The 18,141-nt window shown below is 63.6% G+C and carries 17 protein-coding genes and 1 tRNA gene; 8 read left to right on the top strand and 10 right to left on the bottom strand.

The features are described 5' to 3' along the window. Positions 1 to 15: 15 nt before the first annotated feature. The 8 genes from urtD to hemN all read right to left on the bottom strand — a co-directional run bounded on the left by urtD (position 16) and on the right by hemN (position 8,454). Entirely contained in the window at positions 16 to 882 is an 867-nt protein-coding gene (urtD, locus tag FB600_RS23745; RefSeq protein ID WP_096749613.1) for an urea ABC transporter ATP-binding protein UrtD, read from the bottom strand. Then, a complete protein-coding gene (urtC, locus tag FB600_RS23740; protein ID WP_098154467.1) occupies positions 879 to 2,060 on the bottom strand; it encodes an urea ABC transporter permease subunit UrtC in 1,182 nt (393 codons plus the stop codon). Before urtC ends, urtD begins: the two co-directional genes overlap by 4 nt. A gap of 3 nt (positions 2,061 to 2,063) precedes the next feature. Then, positions 2,064 to 3,677, bottom strand: coding sequence for an urea ABC transporter permease subunit UrtB (gene urtB / locus FB600_RS23735; RefSeq protein ID WP_013696869.1), 1,614 nt, complete (start codon positions 3,675 to 3,677; stop codon positions 2,064 to 2,066). A gap of 75 nt (positions 3,678 to 3,752) precedes the next feature. Beyond that, positions 3,753 to 5,057 (bottom strand): urea ABC transporter substrate-binding protein, encoded by a 1,305-nt coding sequence (gene urtA, locus FB600_RS23730; protein ID WP_036034266.1) that lies wholly within the window; start codon positions 5,055 to 5,057, stop codon positions 3,753 to 3,755. 447 nt (positions 5,058 to 5,504) lie between these two features. After that, entirely contained in the window at positions 5,505 to 5,828 is a 324-nt protein-coding gene (locus tag FB600_RS23725; protein WP_025102060.1) for a rhodanese-like domain-containing protein, read from the bottom strand. 28 nt (positions 5,829 to 5,856) lie between these two features. Continuing rightward, entirely contained in the window at positions 5,857 to 6,510 is a 654-nt protein-coding gene (locus FB600_RS23720; RefSeq protein WP_013696872.1) for a protein-L-isoaspartate O-methyltransferase family protein, read from the bottom strand. 227 nt (positions 6,511 to 6,737) lie between these two features. Then, positions 6,738 to 6,995, bottom strand: coding sequence for a hypothetical protein (locus FB600_RS23715; protein WP_017921320.1), 258 nt, complete (start codon positions 6,993 to 6,995; stop codon positions 6,738 to 6,740). A gap of 67 nt (positions 6,996 to 7,062) precedes the next feature. Further along, positions 7,063 to 8,454 carry an oxygen-independent coproporphyrinogen III oxidase gene (hemN, locus tag FB600_RS23710; RefSeq protein ID WP_096749610.1) on the bottom strand — a complete coding sequence of 464 codons (1,392 nt, stop codon included), beginning with the start codon at positions 8,452 to 8,454 and terminating at the stop codon, positions 7,063 to 7,065. 169 nt (positions 8,455 to 8,623) lie between these two features. On the opposite strand from hemN, the gene FB600_RS23705 reads away from it, so the two are divergent. The 3 genes from FB600_RS23705 (at position 8,624) to FB600_RS23695 (ending at position 10,438) form a co-directional block, all read left to right on the top strand. Next, entirely contained in the window at positions 8,624 to 8,920 is a 297-nt protein-coding gene (locus FB600_RS23705; protein ID WP_096750658.1) for a YkgJ family cysteine cluster protein, read from the top strand. Positions 8,921 to 8,934: 14 nt separating this feature from the next. Further along, positions 8,935 to 9,522 carry a DUF1439 domain-containing protein gene (locus FB600_RS23700; RefSeq protein ID WP_013696876.1) on the top strand — a complete coding sequence of 196 codons (588 nt, stop codon included), beginning with the start codon at positions 8,935 to 8,937 and terminating at the stop codon, positions 9,520 to 9,522. 85 nt (positions 9,523 to 9,607) lie between these two features. Continuing rightward, complete coding sequence (locus FB600_RS23695) at positions 9,608 to 10,438, top strand: undecaprenyl-diphosphate phosphatase (protein ID WP_060006037.1); 831 nt, start codon at positions 9,608 to 9,610, stop codon at positions 10,436 to 10,438. A gap of 112 nt (positions 10,439 to 10,550) precedes the next feature. Here FB600_RS23695 and trmB read toward each other — a convergent pair whose 3' ends face one another. After that, positions 10,551 to 11,327 carry a tRNA (guanosine(46)-N7)-methyltransferase TrmB gene (gene trmB, locus FB600_RS23690; RefSeq protein WP_047835855.1) on the bottom strand — a complete coding sequence of 259 codons (777 nt, stop codon included), beginning with the start codon at positions 11,325 to 11,327 and terminating at the stop codon, positions 10,551 to 10,553. A gap of 228 nt (positions 11,328 to 11,555) precedes the next feature. Next, a tRNA-Gly gene (locus FB600_RS23685) sits at positions 11,556 to 11,630 on the bottom strand. A gap of 636 nt (positions 11,631 to 12,266) precedes the next feature. On the opposite strand from FB600_RS23685, the gene FB600_RS23675 reads away from it, so the two are divergent. The 5 genes from FB600_RS23675 (at position 12,267) to FB600_RS23655 (ending at position 17,963) form a co-directional block, all read left to right on the top strand. Further along, positions 12,267 to 14,819: a type VI secretion system Vgr family protein gene (locus FB600_RS23675; RefSeq protein ID WP_096749607.1), complete on the top strand. Its 2,553-nt coding sequence runs from the start codon at positions 12,267 to 12,269 to the stop codon at positions 14,817 to 14,819. 188 nt (positions 14,820 to 15,007) lie between these two features. After that, on the top strand, positions 15,008 to 15,469 hold the full coding sequence (locus tag FB600_RS23670) for a DUF4123 domain-containing protein (protein ID WP_145757413.1): 462 nt from the start codon (positions 15,008 to 15,010) through the stop codon (positions 15,467 to 15,469). 61 nt (positions 15,470 to 15,530) lie between these two features. After that, positions 15,531 to 15,908, top strand: coding sequence for a hypothetical protein (locus FB600_RS23665; RefSeq protein WP_145757414.1), 378 nt, complete (start codon positions 15,531 to 15,533; stop codon positions 15,906 to 15,908). A 205-nt stretch (positions 15,909 to 16,113) separates the two neighbouring features. Continuing rightward, a complete protein-coding gene (locus tag FB600_RS23660) occupies positions 16,114 to 16,461 on the top strand; it encodes a hypothetical protein (RefSeq protein WP_160639934.1) in 348 nt (115 codons plus the stop codon). Continuing rightward, positions 16,458 to 17,963, top strand: a complete 1,506-nt coding sequence (locus tag FB600_RS23655; RefSeq protein ID WP_145757415.1) for a T6SS phospholipase effector Tle1-like catalytic domain-containing protein — start codon at positions 16,458 to 16,460, stop codon at positions 17,961 to 17,963. Before FB600_RS23660 ends, FB600_RS23655 begins: the two co-directional genes overlap by 4 nt. The last annotated feature ends 178 nt before the right edge of the window (positions 17,964 to 18,141 follow it).

Genomic DNA, 18,141 nt, shown 5'->3' with positions numbered 1-18,141 from the left:
TGTCCTTCAGATTCGTCAACGGCCGAGGTAGGACTCGATCACGGCCTCGTCGCGCTTGACCTGCTCGAGCGTGCCCTGCGCGAGCACCGCGCCTTCGGCCATCACGGTCACGCAGCCGGTCTCGCCGGCCAGCGCCGCGACGAATTCCATGTCGTGCTCGACCACCATCATCGAGCAACTGCCGCGCAGCGCGTTCAGCAACTGCGCCAGCTCCATGGTCTCGTGATCGGTCATGCCGGCCGCGGGTTCGTCGAGCAGCAGCAGGGCCGGCTGCTGCATCAGCAGCATGCCGATCTCAAGCCGCTGCTTCTGGCCGTGCGAGAGCTCGCCGGCCAGGCGGTAGGCGCTGTCCTCGAGCTTGATCAGCGCGAGCGTCTCCTCGATGCGGCGCTGCGCCGAGCGGTCGAGCCGCGCGCGCAGCGAGGCCAGCCAGCCCTTGTCGGTCTTCATCGCCAGCTCGAGGTTCTCCCAGACCGGGTGCGCCTCGAACACGGTCGGCTTCTGGAACTTGCGGCCGATGCCGGTGCGCGCGATCTCGGGCTCGCTCATGCGCGACAGGTCGAGGGTCTGGCCGAGGAACACCTTGCCCGCGTCGGGCCGCGTCTTGCCGGTGATCACGTCCATCATGGTGGTCTTGCCGGCGCCGTTCGGGCCGATCACGCAGCGCAGCTCGCCCGCGTCGATCGACAGCGACAGCTTCCTCAACGCGCGAAAGCCGTCGAAGCTGACCTCGATGTCCTCCAGGTAGAGGATGGTGCCGTGCGAGGTGTCGATCGCGCCGGGCTCGACCACGCGCGCCATCGAGGCCACGCCGCTGAGGGTGAGCGCCTCGGCGCCGCCGTCGGGCTGGGCCAGGTCGGGCATCATGCCGTTCTCGTTCATCGACGCGCTCCGCGTTTGATCAGGGAATCGACCAGGCCGACGATGCCGCGCGGCATCAGCAGCGGCACCAGCACGAAGATCAGGCCGAGGAAGAACAGCCAGTATTCGGCGAAGTAGGCGGTGAAGAAGCTCTTCGCGCCGTTCACCGCGAAGGCCCCGACGATCGGCCCGATCAGCGTGCCGCGCCCGCCCACCGCCACCCAGATCGCCATCTCGATCGAGTTGCCCGGCGACATCTCGCTGGGATTGATGATGCCGACCTGCGGCACGTACAAGGCGCCGGCGATGCCGCACAGCACGGCCGAGACGGTCCAGATGAACAGCTTGTAGGCGAGCGGGCTGTAGCCGAGGAACATCAGGCGCGTCTCGCCGTCGCGCACGGCGGTGACCACCCGGCCGAGCTTCGAGGTGACGATCGCGCGCGCGGCGAGGAAGGCCAGCACCAGGGTGGCGAAGCTCGCGAGCAGCAGCACCGTGCGCATGCCGGGCGAGGTGATGCCGTAGCCGGCGAGGCGCTTGAAGTCGGTGAAGCCGTTGTTGCCGCCGAAGCCGGTCTCGTTGCGATAGAACAGCAGCATCGCCGCGAAGGTCATGGCCTGGGTGATGATCGACAGGTAGACGCCCTTCACGCGCGAGCGGAAGGTGAAGAAGCCGAACACCCAGGCGACCACGGCCGGCACCAGCACCACCAGCGCGAGCGCCACCGCGAGGTGGTCCGAGCCGCTCCAGTACCAGGGCAGCGACTTCCAGTTCAGGAACACCATGAAGTCGGGCAGGCTGCTGCCGTAGACGCCGTCGTGGCCGATCTCGCGCATCAGGTACATGCCGATCGCATAACCGCCGAGCGCGAAGAACAGGCCGTGGCCGAGGCTCAGGATCCCGCAGTAGCCCCACACCAGGTCGAGCGCGAGCGCGCCGATCGCGTAGCACATGAACTTGCCGGCGATCGTCATCGCATAGGCGGATAGATGGAAGGCGCTCGATTCGGGCACCACCAGCGCGGCCAGCGGCACGCCGATGCCGATCGCGATGCACAGCGCGATCAGCGCGAGCCAGGCGCGGCGCGACAGCAGCGCCGCGCGCGGCGGCAGGCCCAGCGCGAAGCCGGGCGCACCGTCCGCGACGGGCGTGGGCACCGTGGCCGGCGCCAGCGAGGAAGAGGAGGTGATCGAGGTCATGGTTCAGGCCTCCGCGCTGCGGCCCTTCAGGGCGAACATGCCTTGCGGGCGTTTCTGGATGAACAGCACGATCATCACCAGCACCGCGATCTTGGCGAGCACGGCGCCCCAGAACGGCTCGATCGCCTTGCTGACCAGGCCCAGGCCGAAGCCGCCCACCACGGTGCCGGCGATCTGGCCGACGCCGCCCAGCACCACCGCCATGAAGGAGTCGATGATGTAGTTCTGGCCGAGGTCGGGGCCGACGTTGCCGATCTGCGAGAGCGCGCAGCCGCCCAGGCCCGCGATGCCGGCGCCGAAGGCGAAGGCATAGGAATCGACGCGCGCGGTCTTCACGCCCACGCAGGCCGCCATCCGGCGGTTCTGCGTGACGGCGCGCACGAACAGGCCGAGCCGGGTCCTGGTCAGCACGCCCCAGGCGATCGCCACCACCATCAGCGAGAACACCAGGATCGCGATCCGGTTGTACGGCAGGATCAGGTTCTGCATCAGGGTCACGCCGCCGCTCATCCAGGACGGGTTCGAGACCTGCACGTTCTGCGCGCCGAAGATCATGCGGGTGGCCTGGATCAGGATCAGGCTCACGCCAAAGGTGGCCAGGAGCGTTTCCAGCGGGCGGCCGTAGAGATGCTTGAGCACGGTGCGCTCCAGCACGATGCCCACCAGCGCCGCCGCCACGAAGGAGGCCGGCACGGCCACCAGCGGGTACCAGTCGAAGGCGCCCGGCGCGTAGCGCTGGAACAGCGTCTGCACCACGTAGGTGGCGTAGGCGCCGATCATCAGGAATTCGCCGTGCGCCATGTTGATCACGCCGATCAGGCCGTAGGTGATGGCCAGGCCCAGCGCGGCCAGCAACAGCACGCTGCCGAGCGAGAGGCCGGCGAACAGGGTGCTGGCGATCTCGCCGCGCTCCTGCAGCGAGTGCAGCGCGTCGAGCCCTTGCTGGGCGGCGGCGCGCACCCGCGCATCGGGCTCGGCGTAGCTGCCGTCGGCCTGCCTGGCCACCAGCGGGCGCAACTGCTCGATCATGTCGAGGTCGTGGCGCGCGGCCACCAGCTCGACCGCCTCCAGCCGCTTGGCGGGGTCGGCGTCGTGCAGCGCGGCGATCGCCCACAGCGCGTCGAGCCGGCGCTTGAGCGTGGCGTCGCTCTCCCTGGCGCGGGCCTTGTCGATCAGCGGCTTGAGCGAGGCATCGGGATTCTTCAGCAGCGCATCGACGGCGGCCGTGCGCGTGGCGAGATCGGGCGAGGCCAGGTCGAGGCCCGACAGCGCATTGGCGACCTTGCTGCGCAGCAGGTTGTTGAGCGTCACCGGCTGGGCATCGCCGGGCTGCACGGCGGCGCCCGACAGCGCGTCCTTGGTGCTGCCGTCGTCGGCCTGCAGCAGCAGCTTGCCATCGTCGCTGGCGAGCGCGGTGCCGTCGGCCAGCGCGTGCAGCAGGCCGACCGAGGCGGCGTCGCCGGCCGCGGCCAGATGATCGATCGCAGCCAGTTTCGCATCGAAGTCGTCGCCGGCCAGCGCGGCCGTGTCGGCGGCGTCGAGGGCGAAGGCGGCGGGGCTGCCGAGCGCGAATGCCGCGCAAACCAGCAGCATCCGCAGGAAGGGGCGCAGTGTCATGGGAGGGATCCGTCGAGCGAGGACATCGCGGGGCATGAGCGGCACGAGCCGAGCCTCATGCCCCGGTACGGCGAATTACGCCAGCGCGGCGGCGCGGCGGCGGCGCAGGAAGTCGCCGATCGAGCTGACCACGTCGGGCTTGCCCGCGTTGCCCGGGATATACGGGCTCCACGGCTGGGCGCGCACCGTGGTCTTGGTGCGCCAGACCACGTTGAACTGCCCGTCGGCGCGGATCTCGCCGATCATCACCGGCTTGTGCAGGTGGTGGTTGCCGTCCATCTCCAGCACGAAGCCCGAGGGCGCGTTGAACTTCTGGCCGACCATCGCCGTGCGCACCTTGTCGACGTCCGTGCTCTTGGCCTTCTCGACCGCCTGCTTCCACATGTGGATGCCGACATAGGTCGCCTCCATCGGGTCGTTGGTCACGCGCTTGGCGCCGCCGGGCAGGTTGTTCTTCTTGACCCAGTCCGCGAACATCGCCTTGAACTTGGCGTTCTCCGGATTGCGCAGCGACATGAAGTAGTTCCAGGCGGCCAGGTTGCCGACCAGCGGCTTGGTGTCGATGCCGCGCAGTTCCTCCTCGCCCACCGAGAAGGCCACCACCGGCACGTCGGTGGCCTTGAGGCCCTGGTTGCCGAGCTCCTTGTAGAAGGGCACGTTCGAGTCGCCGTTGATGGTCGAGATCACGCAGGTCTTGCCGCCCTGCGAGAAGGTGCGGATGTTCGAGACGATGGTCTGGTAGTCGCTATGGCCGAAGGGCGTGTAGACCTCCTGAATATCCGCGTCCTGCACGCCCTTCGACTTCAGGAAGGCGCGCAGGATCTTGTTGGTGGTGCGCGGGTACACGTAGTCGGTGCCGAGCAGGAAGAAGCGCTTGGCGCCGCCGCCCTCGGCGCTCATCAGGTATTCGGTGGCGGGAATCGCCTGCTGGTTCGGCGCGGCGCCCGTGTAGAACACGTTGCGCGACATCTCCTCGCCTTCGTACTGCACCGGGTAGAACAGCAGGCCGTTGAGTTCCTCGAACACCGGCAGCACCGACTTGCGCGACACCGAGGTCCAGCAGCCGAACACCACCGCCACCTTGTCCTGGGTCAGCAGGCCGCGCGCCTTCTCGGCGAACAGCGGCCAGTTCGAGGCCGGGTCGACCACCACCGGCTGCAGCTGGCGGCCCATCACGCCGCCGGCCTTGTTGATCTCCGCGATGGTCATCAGCGCGGTGTCCTTCAGCGAGGTCTCGGAGATTGCCATCGTGCCGGACAGCGAATGCAGCACGCCAACCTTGATCGGCCCCTTGTCCTCGGCGTTGGCCAGCGGCAGGCGCCCCGCCAGCGTGAGTGCACCGGCCATCGATCCGATCTTCAACAGACTGCGACGCTTCATCGAGTTCCCCTTGACGTGTTGGCATGGTTGCGCCGGGCCGGCGCTTCGAGGAGCGATAACGCAAGGCATGTGCCAGCGTGCCCGGAATCCCCAGGCGACGGGGCTCGGCAGGGCTTTTTGTTCGCCGGGCGAGCCGTCGCGGTGCAGGCGCGCGGCACGCCGATGAGCCGCGGCGGTGCAAGGGTGCGGCCGATCGTGGTGCATCGGCGGGCGATGCACAGCCGACGATCATGCGTGTGCGCGATGCGTGCGGCGTCCGCACGTTCGGGACGCATCGCACGCACCGCGATGTATCGGGAAGGGGGAGAGGCGGGGCGGCGCCCCGCGCGCGGGCATCGGCGGCGCACAAAAACGAACGCCGCTGCCTGGGGCAGCGGCGTTGGGGAGCGAGGCGCTCGGGACGGCTTGCCTGAAGCCCGCGAGGGGGGCCTGCGCTCGCCTGGCGGATCAGTAGCGCGGCACGGCCGGATCGACGTCGCGCGACCAGGCGTCGATGCCGCCCTGGAGGTTGTAGAGCTTCGTGAAGCCGCGCGATTCGAGGAACATCGCGACCTGCGCGCTGCGCATGCCGTGATGGCAGACGCAGACGATCTCGGCTTCGTCGTCGAGCTCCTCGCTGCGCGCGGGGATCTGCTGCATCGGGATCGACACGCTGCCCGCGATGCTCGCGGTGGCGATCTCCCACGGTTCGCGCACGTCGAGCACGAGCGGCGCGGGGCGGGACGAATCGGCCAGCCAGGCGGCCAGGGCGGGGGCGGTCAGGATCTGCATCGGCATGAGGATATCGGGGTGGCGTGGCTCAGAACTTGAAGCGCGACGGCTCCATGGCGTTGACGAGGTGGTCGACGTAGGTTTCGAACACGTCGGCGACGCGGAACTGCTTGTCGTCGATGCGCGTGATGATCTGCGCCTTCATGACCGGGCGCGAGCCGACGAAGGCGGCCAGCCGGCCGCCCACCTTCAGCTGCTCGAGCAGCTCCTGCGGCACCACCGGCAGGCCGCCCGAGACGCAGATCACGTCGTAGGGGCCCTTCTCGGGCAGGCCGCGCGCCGCGTCGGCCAGTACCACCTCGGCATTGCTCACGCCGTTGTCGCGGAGGTTGTCGGTGGCGAACTGCACCAGGGCCGGGTCGATGTCGACCGTCACCACGTGCTGGCCGCGATGGGCCAGCAGGGCGGCCATGTAGCCCGAGCCGGCGCCGATCTCGAGGATGCTCTCGTGCTTCTTGACCGCCAGCTCCTGCAGCATGCGCGCCTCGACGCGCGGGGCCAGCATCTTCTGGCCGCCCGGCAGCGGCAGTTCCAGATCGGCGAAGGCCAGATCACGGTAGACGCTCGGCACGTACAGCTCGCGCTTGACGACCGACAGCAGGCTCAGCACCTCAGGGTCCAGCACTTCCCACGGCCGGATCTGCTGTTCGATCATGTTGAAACGCGCATTGTCGATGTTCATGGTGGTCTTGCCGCAGGGCGGCCGTCAGCGGGGAAATTGAGTGACCGATTGTACCAAACGCCTCGCCATCGCTGCGCCCGGACGCGGCGGTGGGATGCCGTCGCGCAAGGCCGCGCGGCGCCCGGGACGGCGGGGAGCGAGGAAGACGGGCGGCGCTGCCGTGGCCCGCCACGGCGGGCCGGCATCGCGCCGCGCCATGGATCGGCAGGGCGCCGGCGGCGGCCGTCTCAGCCCTTGGCCTTGCGGATCTTGTCCTCGAAGGCCTCGTCGAGCTTGCTGGCCTTGCGCGGCGCAGGCGGCGACAGACTGTTGACGAAGGCCACGAACTCGTCGGGCGGCAGCGGCGCGCAGAGCTTCTCGAGGCGGCCGCTGGCGCGGTCGGTCAGGTAGAACAGGTCGCCCGGCACGCTGACGGCGGCATAACGCGGATTGCCGGTGCGTGTCTTCAGGCGTTCGACCGCGTGGGTCGCTTTGGTCGTGCGCATGGTGGGACGGCGAAAAGCGGGAAACCGCCACTGTAGCGCAGATGGCGGGCGGCCCGCCGGGCCCGGTTCAGAGCGTGCGCGAGCAGCGGCCGGCCATCGCGTCCGACAGGTAGGCATCGAAGCACATCGCGATATTGCGCACGAACGGCCGCCCGGCGGGGCGGATCGTCAGGCAACCGGGTTCGATCGCGACCAGGCCGTCGCGCTCGAATTCGCGCAGCGCGGCCAGTTCGCGGGCGAAGCGATCGGCGAAGCGGATCCCGTAGGTGACCTCGATCTCGGCGAAGGGCAGGGTGGCGTGGCACATCAGGCGCATGATCACGTCGCGGCGCAGCCGGTCCTCGGCGCTCAGCCGCCGGCCGCGCGCGATCGGCAGCCGGCCCGCGTCGATCGCCGCGCCCCAGGCGGCGAGATCCTTGGCGTTCTGCGCGTAGACGTCGCCGACCTTGCCGATCGAGGACATGCCCACGCCGATCAGGTCGGTGTCGGCGCGCGTGCTGTAGCCCTGGAAGTTGCGCTGCAGCGTGCCCTTGCGCTGGGCGGCGACCAGCTCGTCGGACGGCCGCGCGAAATGGTCCATGCCGATGTAGATGTAGCCGGCATGCGTGAGCGTCTCGATCGCCAGGCCCAGCAGGGCCACGCGCGCGGCCGGCGGCGGCAGGCCGGCCGCGTCGATGCGGCGCTGCATCTTGAACAACTGCGGCAGGTGCGCGTAGCCGAACACGGAGATCCGGTCCGGCGCCAGCTCGATCACGGCGGCGAGCGTGCGCGCGAAGGTCTCGACGGTCTGCTTCGGCAGGCCGTAGATCAGGTCGACGCTGACCGAGCGGTAGCCCACCAGGCGCGCGGCCGAGATCAGGCTGGCGGTAAGTTCGATCGGCTGCTCGCGGTTGACGGCGCGCTGCACCTCGGGATCGACGTCCTGCACGCCGAGGCTGAGCCGGTTGAAGCCCTGCATGCGCAGGTGGGCGAGGGTGGCCGGCGTGGCGGTGCGCGGGTCGACCTCGATCGAGATCTCGGCCTCGCTATCCGCGGCGATCGGGAAATGGGCGCGGGTGGCGGCCATCAGCTCGGCCATCTGCGCGTCCGACAGGAAGGTGGGCGTGCCCCCGCCCCAGTGCAGCTGCGTGATCACGCGATCCGGATCGAAGCAGCGCGCCTGCAGCGCGAGCTCGCGCTTGAGGCGGTCCAGGTAGGGGCGCGCGTGGGCGCGGTTGCGGGTGGCGATGCGGTTGCAGCCGCAATAGAAGCAGGCCGTCGCGCAGAACGGGATGTGCACGTACAGCGACAGCTCGCTGGAGGCCGCGCCCGGGTCGGCCGCCGCACGCTCGTAGTCGGCGATCCCGAAGGCCTCGTCGAATTGCAGCGCGCTCGGGTAGGAGGTGTAGCGCGGGCCGTTCGCCGTGTATTTCGTCAGCAAATCGGGACGGAACAGGGGGGAGGATGAGCAGGACGTCATGTAGGAATCGACAGGCGACGAGCGACGCGGTTCAGTCTAGTGGCTTCCCTTCTTAACGAGATAAGCCGATCTGGGCGAAGTTTGCGATGGCACAATGCGGGTTCGCGCGGCGGAGCCAGTCTTGGGGCCGGCCCTCGCCGCCTGGTTGAATCAGTGCGGGTTTTTCGACGTGAACGTAGCAGTCAAGCAAGGGGCGGATGCCGCGCATGCGTGCCGCGAGGGATGCGGCGCCTGTTGCATCGCGCCCTCGATTTCGAGCCCGATCCCGGGCATGCCCGACGGCAAGCCAGCCGGCGTGCCCTGCGTGCAATTGGGCGAGGACCTGCGCTGTGCGATCTTCGGCCGGCCCGAGCGGCCCGCGTGCTGCTCCGGGCTGCAGCCGCAGGCCGAGATGTGCGGCGCCTCGCGCGGCGAGGCGCTGGCCTGGCTGACCCGGCTCGAGACCGCGACGCGCCCCGCCTCATGAGCAGGAGATCTGGCATGACCCCATCCCGTGCGAACGGCCGTCGTCGTTTCGTGACGGCCGCGCTCGCGGCCATGGCCGTATCGGCGTCGCTGGCCGCCTGCGGCGCGACGCCCACCTTTCCGTTCATCCCGAACCACTACACGTTCTCGAAGAACGACGTGCAGCGCGCGGTGGCGCGCAAGTTCCCTTACCAGCGCACCGTCTCGCAGGTGTTCGACGTGGCGCTCGCGAACCCGGCGGTGGGGCTGCTGCCCGAGCAGAACCGCATCGCCGTGCAGCTCGACGCGCGTTTCGCCAGCCCGTTCCTGCGCGAGCCGGTGAACGGGACGTTTACGGTATCCGCGCAACTGGCTTACGATCCGGCCAGCCTGTCGGTGGTGCTGCGCGCGCCGGCCGTGGACAGCGTGAACCTGCAGGGCGACGCGCAGGCCTATGCGCCGCAGGTCGGGCAGGCCGCCGGGCTGCTCGCCACGCAGGTGCTGACCAACTATCCGATCTACACCTTCAAGCCCGAACAATTGCAATTCGCCGGGGTGAACTACGAACCCGGTACAATTACGATCCTTACAAACGGCATACGCGTCGAGATCGTCGAGAAATGACGGCATCGAGCGCGCGGCCGGCCGGGTCGCGTGCTGGATCGACGGGGGGCGACCCGTTTCTGCAACTCTGACGAACGGGCGAAGGATGGACTGGATACTGATCTGCAAGGCGCTGATACTCGGCGTCGTCGAAGGGCTGACGGAGTTTCTCCCGGTGTCGAGCACCGGCCATCTGATCGTCGCCGGCAGCTTCCTCGACTTCAACGCCGAGCAGGAAAAGACCTTCGACGTGGTGATCCAGTTCGGCGCGATCCTCGCCGTGTGCTGGGAATACCGGCGCCGGATCGGCACCGTGGTGGCGGGGCTGCCGACGCGGCCCGAGGCGCGCCGTTTCGCGCTGAACGTGGTGATCGCGACGCTGCCGGCGATCGTGCTGGCCCTGATGTTCGAGAAGGCGATCAAGCGCCTGCTGTTCTCGCCGGTGCCGGTGGCCTTCGCGCTGGTGGCCGGTGGCCTGGTGATCCTGTGGGCGGAGGCGCGCCAGCGCGATCGTAGCGAACCGGCCCGCGTGATGTCGATCGACGCGCTGAGCCCGCTCGACGCGCTGAAGGTCGGCATCGCCCAGTGCTGCGCGCTGATCCCCGGTGTCTCGCGCTCGGGCTCGACCATCATCGGCGGCATGCTGGCCGGCCTCGACCGGCGCGTGGCGACCGAATTCTCGTTCTTCCTCGCGATCCCGATCATCTTCGGCGCGACCTTCTATGAAACCGTGAAGGACTGGCACGCGTTCTCGGTCGATTCGGTCGGGCTGTTCGCGGTGGGGATGGTGGCGGCCTTCGTGAGTGCCTTCGCCTGCGTGCGCTGGCTGCTGCGCTACGTGGCCTCGCATGATTTCACGGCGTTCGCGTGGTACCGGATCGTGTTCGGGCTGCTGGTCCTGCTGGTCGGCTACAGCGGCTGGCTCGACTGGAGTTGAGCCGGCTCTTCGGTTGCCGCGCATGAAAAAGCGGTCATGCATCCTGTCGATGCATGACCGCTTTTTTCGTTCGGGCTCCTCGCGATTCGAGGGGCGGGCGCCGGGATGAAGCTCAGCCGGCGCGCTTGCGGAACACCAGGTCCCAGACGCCGTGGCCGAGCTTCAGGCCGCGTCGTTCGAACTTGGTGACCGGGCGATAGTCAGGGCGCGGCGCGTAGCCCTCGGCGGTGTTCTCGAGCTGGGGCTCGGCGCCGAGCACTTCGAGCATCTGCTCCGCGTAGTTCTGCCAGTCGGTGGCGCAGTGCAGGTAGCCGCCCGGCTTCAGGCGCGCCACCAACTGCGCGACGAAGGGCGGCTGGATCAGGCGGCGCTTGTGATGGCGCGCCTTGTGCCACGGATCGGGGAAGAAGATGTGGACGCCGTCGAGGCTGTCCGGCGCGAGCATGTTCTCGAGCACTTCCACCGCGTCGTGCTGGATGATGCGGATATTGCTCAGATCCTGTTCGCCGATCAGCTTCAGTAGCGCGCCGACGCCGGGCTCGTGTACCTCGACGCCGAGGAAATCGTCGTCGCGACGATGCGCGGCGATCTCGGCCGTCGAGCCGCCCATGCCGAAACCGATCTCGAGAATGCGCGGCGCCTGGCGGCCGAACACGGCGTTCCAGTCGGGCTGCTCGGGCTGGTAGGGCAGGACATAGCGCGGGCCGAACTCGTCGAGCGCGCGGCGCTGGCCCGTCGACACGCGGCCGGCGCGCGTCACGAAGCTGCGGATGCGGCGCAGGTGCAGCGGGTTGACGTCGTCGGACGGCGTGGCGGAAGCGGCATGGCTGCCGTCATCGTCGGGCGTGCCGTCTTGCGGCAGGCCGGTGTCGTTGGGATCGTGGATCATCGTGTTCGGAATGGACGAGTCGCGCGCTGGCTGCCGATGCGAGGCGCAGCGCGGCGGTGTGCCTGGTTCGTCGCGTGGTTCGTATCGCCGATCGCCGGCTTGGGCCGAGGCTCGGGAGCGCCGGCCCGGTACGAAAAAGCCGCCTTCATGAGGCGGCTTCGCGCGCGCTTCGGGCTATTTTATCTGTTGCCTGGTGCCTGACAGAGAGCCGCGAAGCGGTACGTAATCTGGAGCGGGCGATGGGAATCGAACCCACGTCATCAGCTTGGGAAGCTGAGGTAATGGCCATTATACGACGCCCGCAGAGCGGGGGATTGTACAGGGAGGTGGGTGGGGAGGGCAAGGGGGATCAGGCGGGGGCAAGGGCGGGGAGTTTTGCGGTTCGTGAGGTTCTTGTGGCTGGGGGGTGTGGGGAGGGCGGCATGATCGAAGCGCGCGATATTCTTATGGAGATGTCGTAATTGCATGAATGGATTTCTTGGCATTGTCACCTAGCTGATCGAGTTGTTCCTGATCTTCGTTATCGTGAAAATAAGAATCCAGGCTGCCGTAGTTGGGCTGGCCCCATGAAAAACCGATTTCGATACTTGTCAGACGCTCAGCAGGGGCAGTAGATGGATGCCTTGGCCAACCATGACCTCGCAATTCCGACAGGGACGTATGAATGTCATGTTTTGTCAGAATGGATTCTGAATGTTCCCCTGCGCTGCTAACGCGCAATCAAATTCTCTTCGCTTGCAATATGATGGCGGCAGGTATCAGTGGCCGGTTTGCTGCTTTGATCGCTGGCAGTGGATTATTAAAAAAGCCTTTCGATACTCAGAGGGTGGCTGCGACGGCCCTAGCGGCCGCCCTCGCCATTGCAGAGCAAGGGGTGTGGGCATCCCTATGAGAGAAAGAGCCTCGTCGGGCTTGCCGTCAACAAGAACCGGGTAGCACATGAACCTGACCGATTTGATTCAGTCACTGCAGGGTGGGCTGATCCAACAAGATCGTCTCTTGAAGACGGACATTCCGTCGTTGCCGGATAACGCGCTCGTGCCTCGTCGCGCCGTGAGCTATTCCGAGCTCGGCCGTGATTTTCGCGTCACTCTGGATATGGTGTCGACGGCCAGCGACATCGAGCTGAAAACGCTGATCGCGCAGCCGATGACGCTTTGGATATTGCAGGCAGACAAGTCCTATTTGCCAATCAACGGCTACATCCATACGGCTCGCCGACTCGGTGCTGAAGGCAGCCAGGCAAGCTATCAGCTGACGTTCGCTTCCTGGATGCACTTCCTCAAATACCGTCGTGACATGCGGTATTGGCAAGATCGAAGCGTCGACGCGATCATCGCCGATGTGTTCAACGCCCATCCGCAGGCGAGCGGGCAGTTCCAGTTTGCACTGTCGAAGCCGCTGCCATCGCGTTCGTATTGTCGTCAAAGCGAATCCGACTGGAATTTTGTCCATCGGTTGATGGAAGAGGAAGGTCTGTTCGGTTTCTGGCGGCAGAACAAGGATGGTAAATCGCATACCTTGATCGTGACCGACGACGTTCATTCGCTCGATCAGATACAAAGCAATCCTGTCGAGTTTTACAGAGCCGGCGCTGGCAGTGAAGTGGATGCGTTCACGCAGTGGGCGGGTTCGCGGACTTTGCAGAGTTCGGTGCATACAACCCGCACGTTTGACTACAAGGCGCCGTCAGTGGGTGCCAATCCCAAGGGCACGACACTGCCGACCATGGCTGGGCAGGGCAATCTGCCCGAGCAGACCGAGGTCTACGAGTACACGGGGGCCTACACCTACGATCGACAGGATCGAGGCGAGCATCTTTCCAAAGTGCATCTGGAAGAATGGGAATCACGCGCCAAGCGTTTCACCGGAGCGGGTGGCGTGCGCGGCATCGATGCGGGTTTGCGATTCGAATTGAGCGGTCATCCGGAGCATGATCGCGATCCTGCCAGCCAGCGAGAGTTTGCCGTGATCAAGGCATGGCGCTACATCGAGAACAACCTGCCACTGTCGGATCAGGAGGCCGGTTTCCCGCACAGCTTGCAGGATGAGTTGGCTCGGGCAAAAGCGGAATTCTCAGGAGTCGTCGTCAATCACGATGACGGTTCGGCGGGCTTCTATCTGGTCGAAGTCGAGGCGCAACGTACCACGGTTCCATACCGTAGCCCGTTCGAACACAAGAAGCCGGAGATGCACCTGGAGACGGCAATCGTCGTCGGCCCGCAGGGTGAGGAGGTGTACACGGACGAACTCAACCGCGTGAAGGTGATGTTCATCTGGGACCGACAGAATCAGGGTGACGCGGGTGCTTCGTGCTGGGTTCGAGTGGCCCAGTCGGATACGGGCGGTGGCTACGGTGGTGTCCATATTCCCCGCGTCGGTGAAGAGGTACTGGTCGGTTATCTAGGGGGTGATTGCGATAGACCGATCGTCCTGCATCGCGTCTACAACGGAAAAGTTAGCCCGCAGTGGCACAGCAACGGCATTCTGTCCGGGAACCGCTCCAAGGAATACGGCGGCAGCGGCTACAACCAGATGGTGATGGACGATGCGACCGGTCAGAACCGGGTCCAACTGATGAGCAGCAGCGCGAACAGCATGCTGCATTTGGGCTACCTGATCGATCAGAGCGGCAATACACGTGGTGGTTATCTCGGCAGCGGGTTTGACTTGCGGACCGACGATTACGGTGCGGTGCGAGCTAGCCAGGGCCTTTACCTCACGACGCATGCCAAGCAGCCGAGCAGCCAGCCGCTTGATGTGCGCGAGGCTCAGCAGCAACTTGTCAATGCGGAAAGCGTGATCGAGGCGATGTCGCAGGCAAGTCAGACGCATCAGGCGGAAAGCTTGGATGACGGGCATACGGCACTCAAGGCTTTCACTGATGCAACTCAGAATAGCGCGCAAGGCGCCTCGTCGGGGGGGAGGACCGCGGGTGGCGGTACGGGGAGCGCAAATGCGTTCAAGTCGTCGATCATGCTGATCGCAGCCCCTTCCGGTATCGCATTGTCCGCGCAGCAATCAGTGCATCTATCCAGCGACCAGCAGACCAATCTCGTCAGTGGCCAGAGTATGTTCATTGCCAGCGGGAAGTCGTTGGTCGCGACTGTCGCGGAGAAGATCAGCCTGTTCGTGCAAAACTCCGGGATGAAGCTGTTTGCCGCGAAGGGGAAGGTGGAGGTCCAGGCGCATGCGGACAACATCGAAGTCACCGCGCAAAAGACGGTCAAGGTATTGTCGGCGACCGAAAATATCGAGATCGCCGCGAAGCAGGAGATCCTGCTTACCTCGGGTGGGGCCTATATCCGGCTCAAGGATGGCAATATCGAGATTCACGCGCCTGGAAAGATAGACATCAAGGGAGCGCAGCATTCGTTTGCCGGCCCCGCAAGCTTGCCCTACCCGCTTCCTGGCTTGCCGCAATCCATTTGTGTCGAGTGTCTGCTGAAGCGTGCTGCGTCTCGGGCCGCGCTGATTACAAAGGGAGTTTGAGATGCCTTTGGTAACCGCTGCACCGGACGGGGGCTTCGTTTCGAGTGTGCAGGCCCACGCGATTGCGGTTCCGGCGCAGGAGAAAGCGCGGGGGCGGCAACCAGCGCCACAATCGGCATGCGCAGAATGCTTGCGGCGGCGAGCAGCCACCCGAGCAGCGTTTGTGGACAAGAAAGGATCATGACTAGATGGAAGCCATAACCCTATTCGCGGCGGCGCAATCGCAACGCGCGCATGTCTATGCCTTGGTGGACCCGGCGCAAGACAGAGCCTTGCCGGCTGCGCTGCAGTTCGCTTCAGCCCGCGCCGTATGTCTGCTTGACGGTGCGGCAGACGTGCTTGCAGTCGCTCCACATCTGATTTCGATCGACGAGGCAAATTATCAGCGTGCGGGAGAGTGGTTGGAGCAGCGTGCGTCGCGCGTTCCGTGCGCGACGCTGCTGATCTCCACCATGTCGTTGGAAGCCCTGGCGAGACACTTGAGTTCGTTTATCGATGTCGTTCTTCCGGACAGGACGATCATGGCGCTCGCGTTCTGGGATCCCAGCATACTCGCGGTACTGAACGGCGCTGCGGGGGACAGCAGCCAGCACGTTCGGCCCTGTGCTGACGCTCGGGCAGAAGCAAGCTTTTCTGGCTCCGATTCTTGAGTGGTGGTATTGGGATCGGATGGGGTGTCTCCAGGCCATCGACTGGAGTGGAGAGGCTGCCGTGAATGCGGTGGTAGCAATACAGCCGCCCCTGCACCTCGACCAAAGTCAGGTGGATGAACTGGTTGAGGCCAGCGTGCCGGACAGTATCTTGTATTACATCCGGCTCAACATGCCAGGTCTGCTGCTTCGCATACCTGAATCGGAACAGTATGCATTTGTGCGCTCGCAGATGCTAAATGCACGAAAGTATGGGCTGGAAGGTACTGGCGATCTCGTCAATTATTGTTGCCTCGCACTTGCGTATGGAGATTTATTCGATACGGTGCCAGAAGTTGCCGGTCTTCTGAAGCACGTAAAAGTGCGGGCCTTGACCTTCGATGATTTTATGGCGCGGTTTCCACAAGATGTCGCTCCAATTGAAGCGGCACATTACTGATTTCTTGATTTTCTGTGTGAGGCGGGTGAGGTAATTGGCCCGGATGGCTGTGGTTGTCTGAAATGAAGTTATTATATGCGGTCGCGTTTTTTTGAATGGATGAAAAATGAAATCAAAGTCTCGGGTTGAGGTGGGCTCGCTGATATGTTTCATGTGTTTTATTTTGATGTCCACTTTTTCACTCGCTGCCTGCTCGGAGAAATCAATGGATGTTGCGATCTATAATTACTGGCCTCGCCCCATCATGGATGTATCTGTCAATGGACAATATGCGGGGGGCTCGTTTGGTGGGTATCATCCAGGCGGGGCAGGCGGGAAAATCGTGTGTTGCGTAAATATTAAACCCGGAGCTATTTCCGTGGTGTGGACCCTGGATGGGCCGCCAAATGCCCTGGGTAATGGTACTAAAATTCAGGCAACCACCGTGCTCGATCATATTTCGAGCGATGCAAAAGTTTTGACAATTCATATCTACCCTGACAAGACTGTTTTTGCAGAGACGTCGGCAGAGTATGTTGACGAGCGCCCGCAGTCGAACAAAGGCGAAAAATGAGCGCGCTCCCACAAATCATAGCAGCAGCGACACGTGATGTCCCGAAAACACCTCCTAGTGCAAAGCAGGATTGTTCGGATGTACTTCACCTTGCATTCTTTTTTGATGGAACTGGAAATAACCGAGATGCAGATGCCGCAGAGCAGAGATGGAGTAATGTTGCGAGATTATTTGACGCGTCGGTAAACGATCCTTCTCAAGGGATGTACAGCTACTATATCAGCGGGGTTGGCACTCCCTTCAATGGAGAGGTGTCATGGGTGGACAAGCCGGATGTTTGGATCGAAGAGCATATGCTTGGCGGCGCGTTTGGCGGCGGTGGCGATCGTAGGCTGCTTGATGGTGAAGATCGCATGAATCAGGCACTACGCCAAGCAGTTGTCAACAACGCCAAGAAAATGGGTGGGGAAATCAAACAGTATGTCGAGAAGAACAAGAATGCAAGCCTTAACGATCTGAATAAGGCTATTGGGGCGCATCGTCTCATTAAAGTTATCAACATTTCGGTAATGGGTTTTTCTCGTGGCGCCGCTCTTTCTAGGGCATTCGTGAACATGCTTGTGGGGAAATGCAAAAGACAGGAAGGTAACTCCCTTACATTGGATGGCTTCCCGGTTCGCTTCATTTTTTTGGGCATATTTGACACGGTTGCCTCATTCGGAATGCCAGCGCACAATATTACGCTTCCTTTGGAGCAGCGAGATCTGCGTATTCCTGCTTGTGTGGAAAGGTGCGTCCACTTCGTTGCCGCTAACGAACTTCGTTACTCTTTCCCGGTAGATTTGATTCGTGAGGGCGGTGCGTACAAATCTGGTTGGACTGAAAAAGTCTATCCGGGAGTACATTCCGATGTTGGGGGAGGGTACGGGCCGACTGATCAGGGGCTTGATGGAAATTACTCTCGAATTCCGATGGCAGATATGCACGAAGAGGCTTTGAAGGCGGGCATGAAACTTTTGACTTTGGATCACCTGAAGGCCGAGCGTGCTGGTATTGCTGCTCGACTGGTTGTCAAACCAGAAACGCAAAAGAACTATCTGGCCTATATGACTGCTGCTAGGCCTCCAGGGACCTCTGTTGAGGCTGATATGAAATGCCATATGAAGTCATACTATGAAAGCAACGGAACACTTTCGCGTAAGAAACAGCCCCTTGCTGGTCAAGTTTCGTTCAATAGTAGTTCGATCAAGCATGCTATGTGGGGGACAATTGATATTGAGGCGCCTGCTTATGCCGAGGCATTGAAGACGCATCGAGATGTCGTCGTGACCAATCGTGGTACATCTGAAGAGCGTGTTTTCTTCTACACGTTCAAACCTGAACAGTGGAGATTGGATGCCTGGATGACGAATGCGCCTGATAGCATCGTTCATTTTTTTCACACTACGTTCATAATTCGAAGGTTGATTTCATTGCGAACGTGGAGCCGTTTAGTTACTTTCGGCCGCGCGGGGTCTTCGAGCAAAATTCGTCATAACCAGGTAATTACTGTAGGCGCGTGAAAACTTGAACCCGAATGGTTGTGTGGCGAGCGATTATGGGCTTGTTTTGAATGTCCCTGGCGATGGTCTATCTGCGTCAGCTGAATTTACGGTTTTTGAATTGTATTTTCATGGTGAAACTTGTTCTCGGTAATAAGGGGTGGATGTTGGGTGACTCGAGAAGAGAAGGCGTGATCGC

It is taken from the genome of Burkholderia sp. SJZ089, assembly GCF_007828315.1.
Lineage (GTDB): Bacteria > Pseudomonadota > Gammaproteobacteria > Burkholderiales > Burkholderiaceae > Burkholderia > Burkholderia gladioli.
This window is presented reverse-complemented; position numbering and strand designations above follow the sequence as displayed.

Excerpts from the sequence above, each read along its gene's own strand:
- urtD (WP_096749613.1), bottom strand. The coding sequence starts at position 882 with ATGAACGAGAACGGCATGATGCCCGACCTGGCCCAGCCCGACGGCGGC.
- urtC (WP_098154467.1), bottom strand. The coding sequence starts at position 2,060 with ATGACCTCGATCACCTCCTCTTCCTCGCTGGCGCCGGCCACGGTGCCC.
- urtB (WP_013696869.1), bottom strand. The coding sequence starts at position 3,677 with ATGACACTGCGCCCCTTCCTGCGGATGCTGCTGGTTTGCGCGGCATTC.
- urtA (WP_036034266.1), bottom strand. The coding sequence starts at position 5,057 with ATGAAGCGTCGCAGTCTGTTGAAGATCGGATCGATGGCCGGTGCACTC.
- FB600_RS23725 (WP_025102060.1), bottom strand. The coding sequence starts at position 5,828 with ATGCAGATCCTGACCGCCCCCGCCCTGGCCGCCTGGCTGGCCGATTCG.
- FB600_RS23720 (WP_013696872.1), bottom strand. The coding sequence starts at position 6,510 with ATGAACATCGACAATGCGCGTTTCAACATGATCGAACAGCAGATCCGG.
- FB600_RS23715 (WP_017921320.1), bottom strand. The coding sequence starts at position 6,995 with ATGCGCACGACCAAAGCGACCCACGCGGTCGAACGCCTGAAGACACGC.
- hemN (WP_096749610.1), bottom strand. The coding sequence starts at position 8,454 with ATGACGTCCTGCTCATCCTCCCCCCTGTTCCGTCCCGATTTGCTGACG.
- FB600_RS23700 (WP_013696876.1), top strand. The coding sequence starts at position 8,935 with ATGACCCCATCCCGTGCGAACGGCCGTCGTCGTTTCGTGACGGCCGCG.
- FB600_RS23695 (WP_060006037.1), top strand. The coding sequence starts at position 9,608 with ATGGACTGGATACTGATCTGCAAGGCGCTGATACTCGGCGTCGTCGAA.
- trmB (WP_047835855.1), bottom strand. The coding sequence starts at position 11,327 with ATGATCCACGATCCCAACGACACCGGCCTGCCGCAAGACGGCACGCCC.
- FB600_RS23675 (WP_096749607.1), top strand. The coding sequence starts at position 12,267 with ATGAACCTGACCGATTTGATTCAGTCACTGCAGGGTGGGCTGATCCAA.
- FB600_RS23670 (WP_145757413.1), top strand. The coding sequence starts at position 15,008 with ATGGAAGCCATAACCCTATTCGCGGCGGCGCAATCGCAACGCGCGCAT.
- FB600_RS23660 (WP_160639934.1), top strand. The coding sequence starts at position 16,114 with ATGGATGTTGCGATCTATAATTACTGGCCTCGCCCCATCATGGATGTA.
- FB600_RS23655 (WP_145757415.1), top strand. The coding sequence starts at position 16,458 with ATGAGCGCGCTCCCACAAATCATAGCAGCAGCGACACGTGATGTCCCG.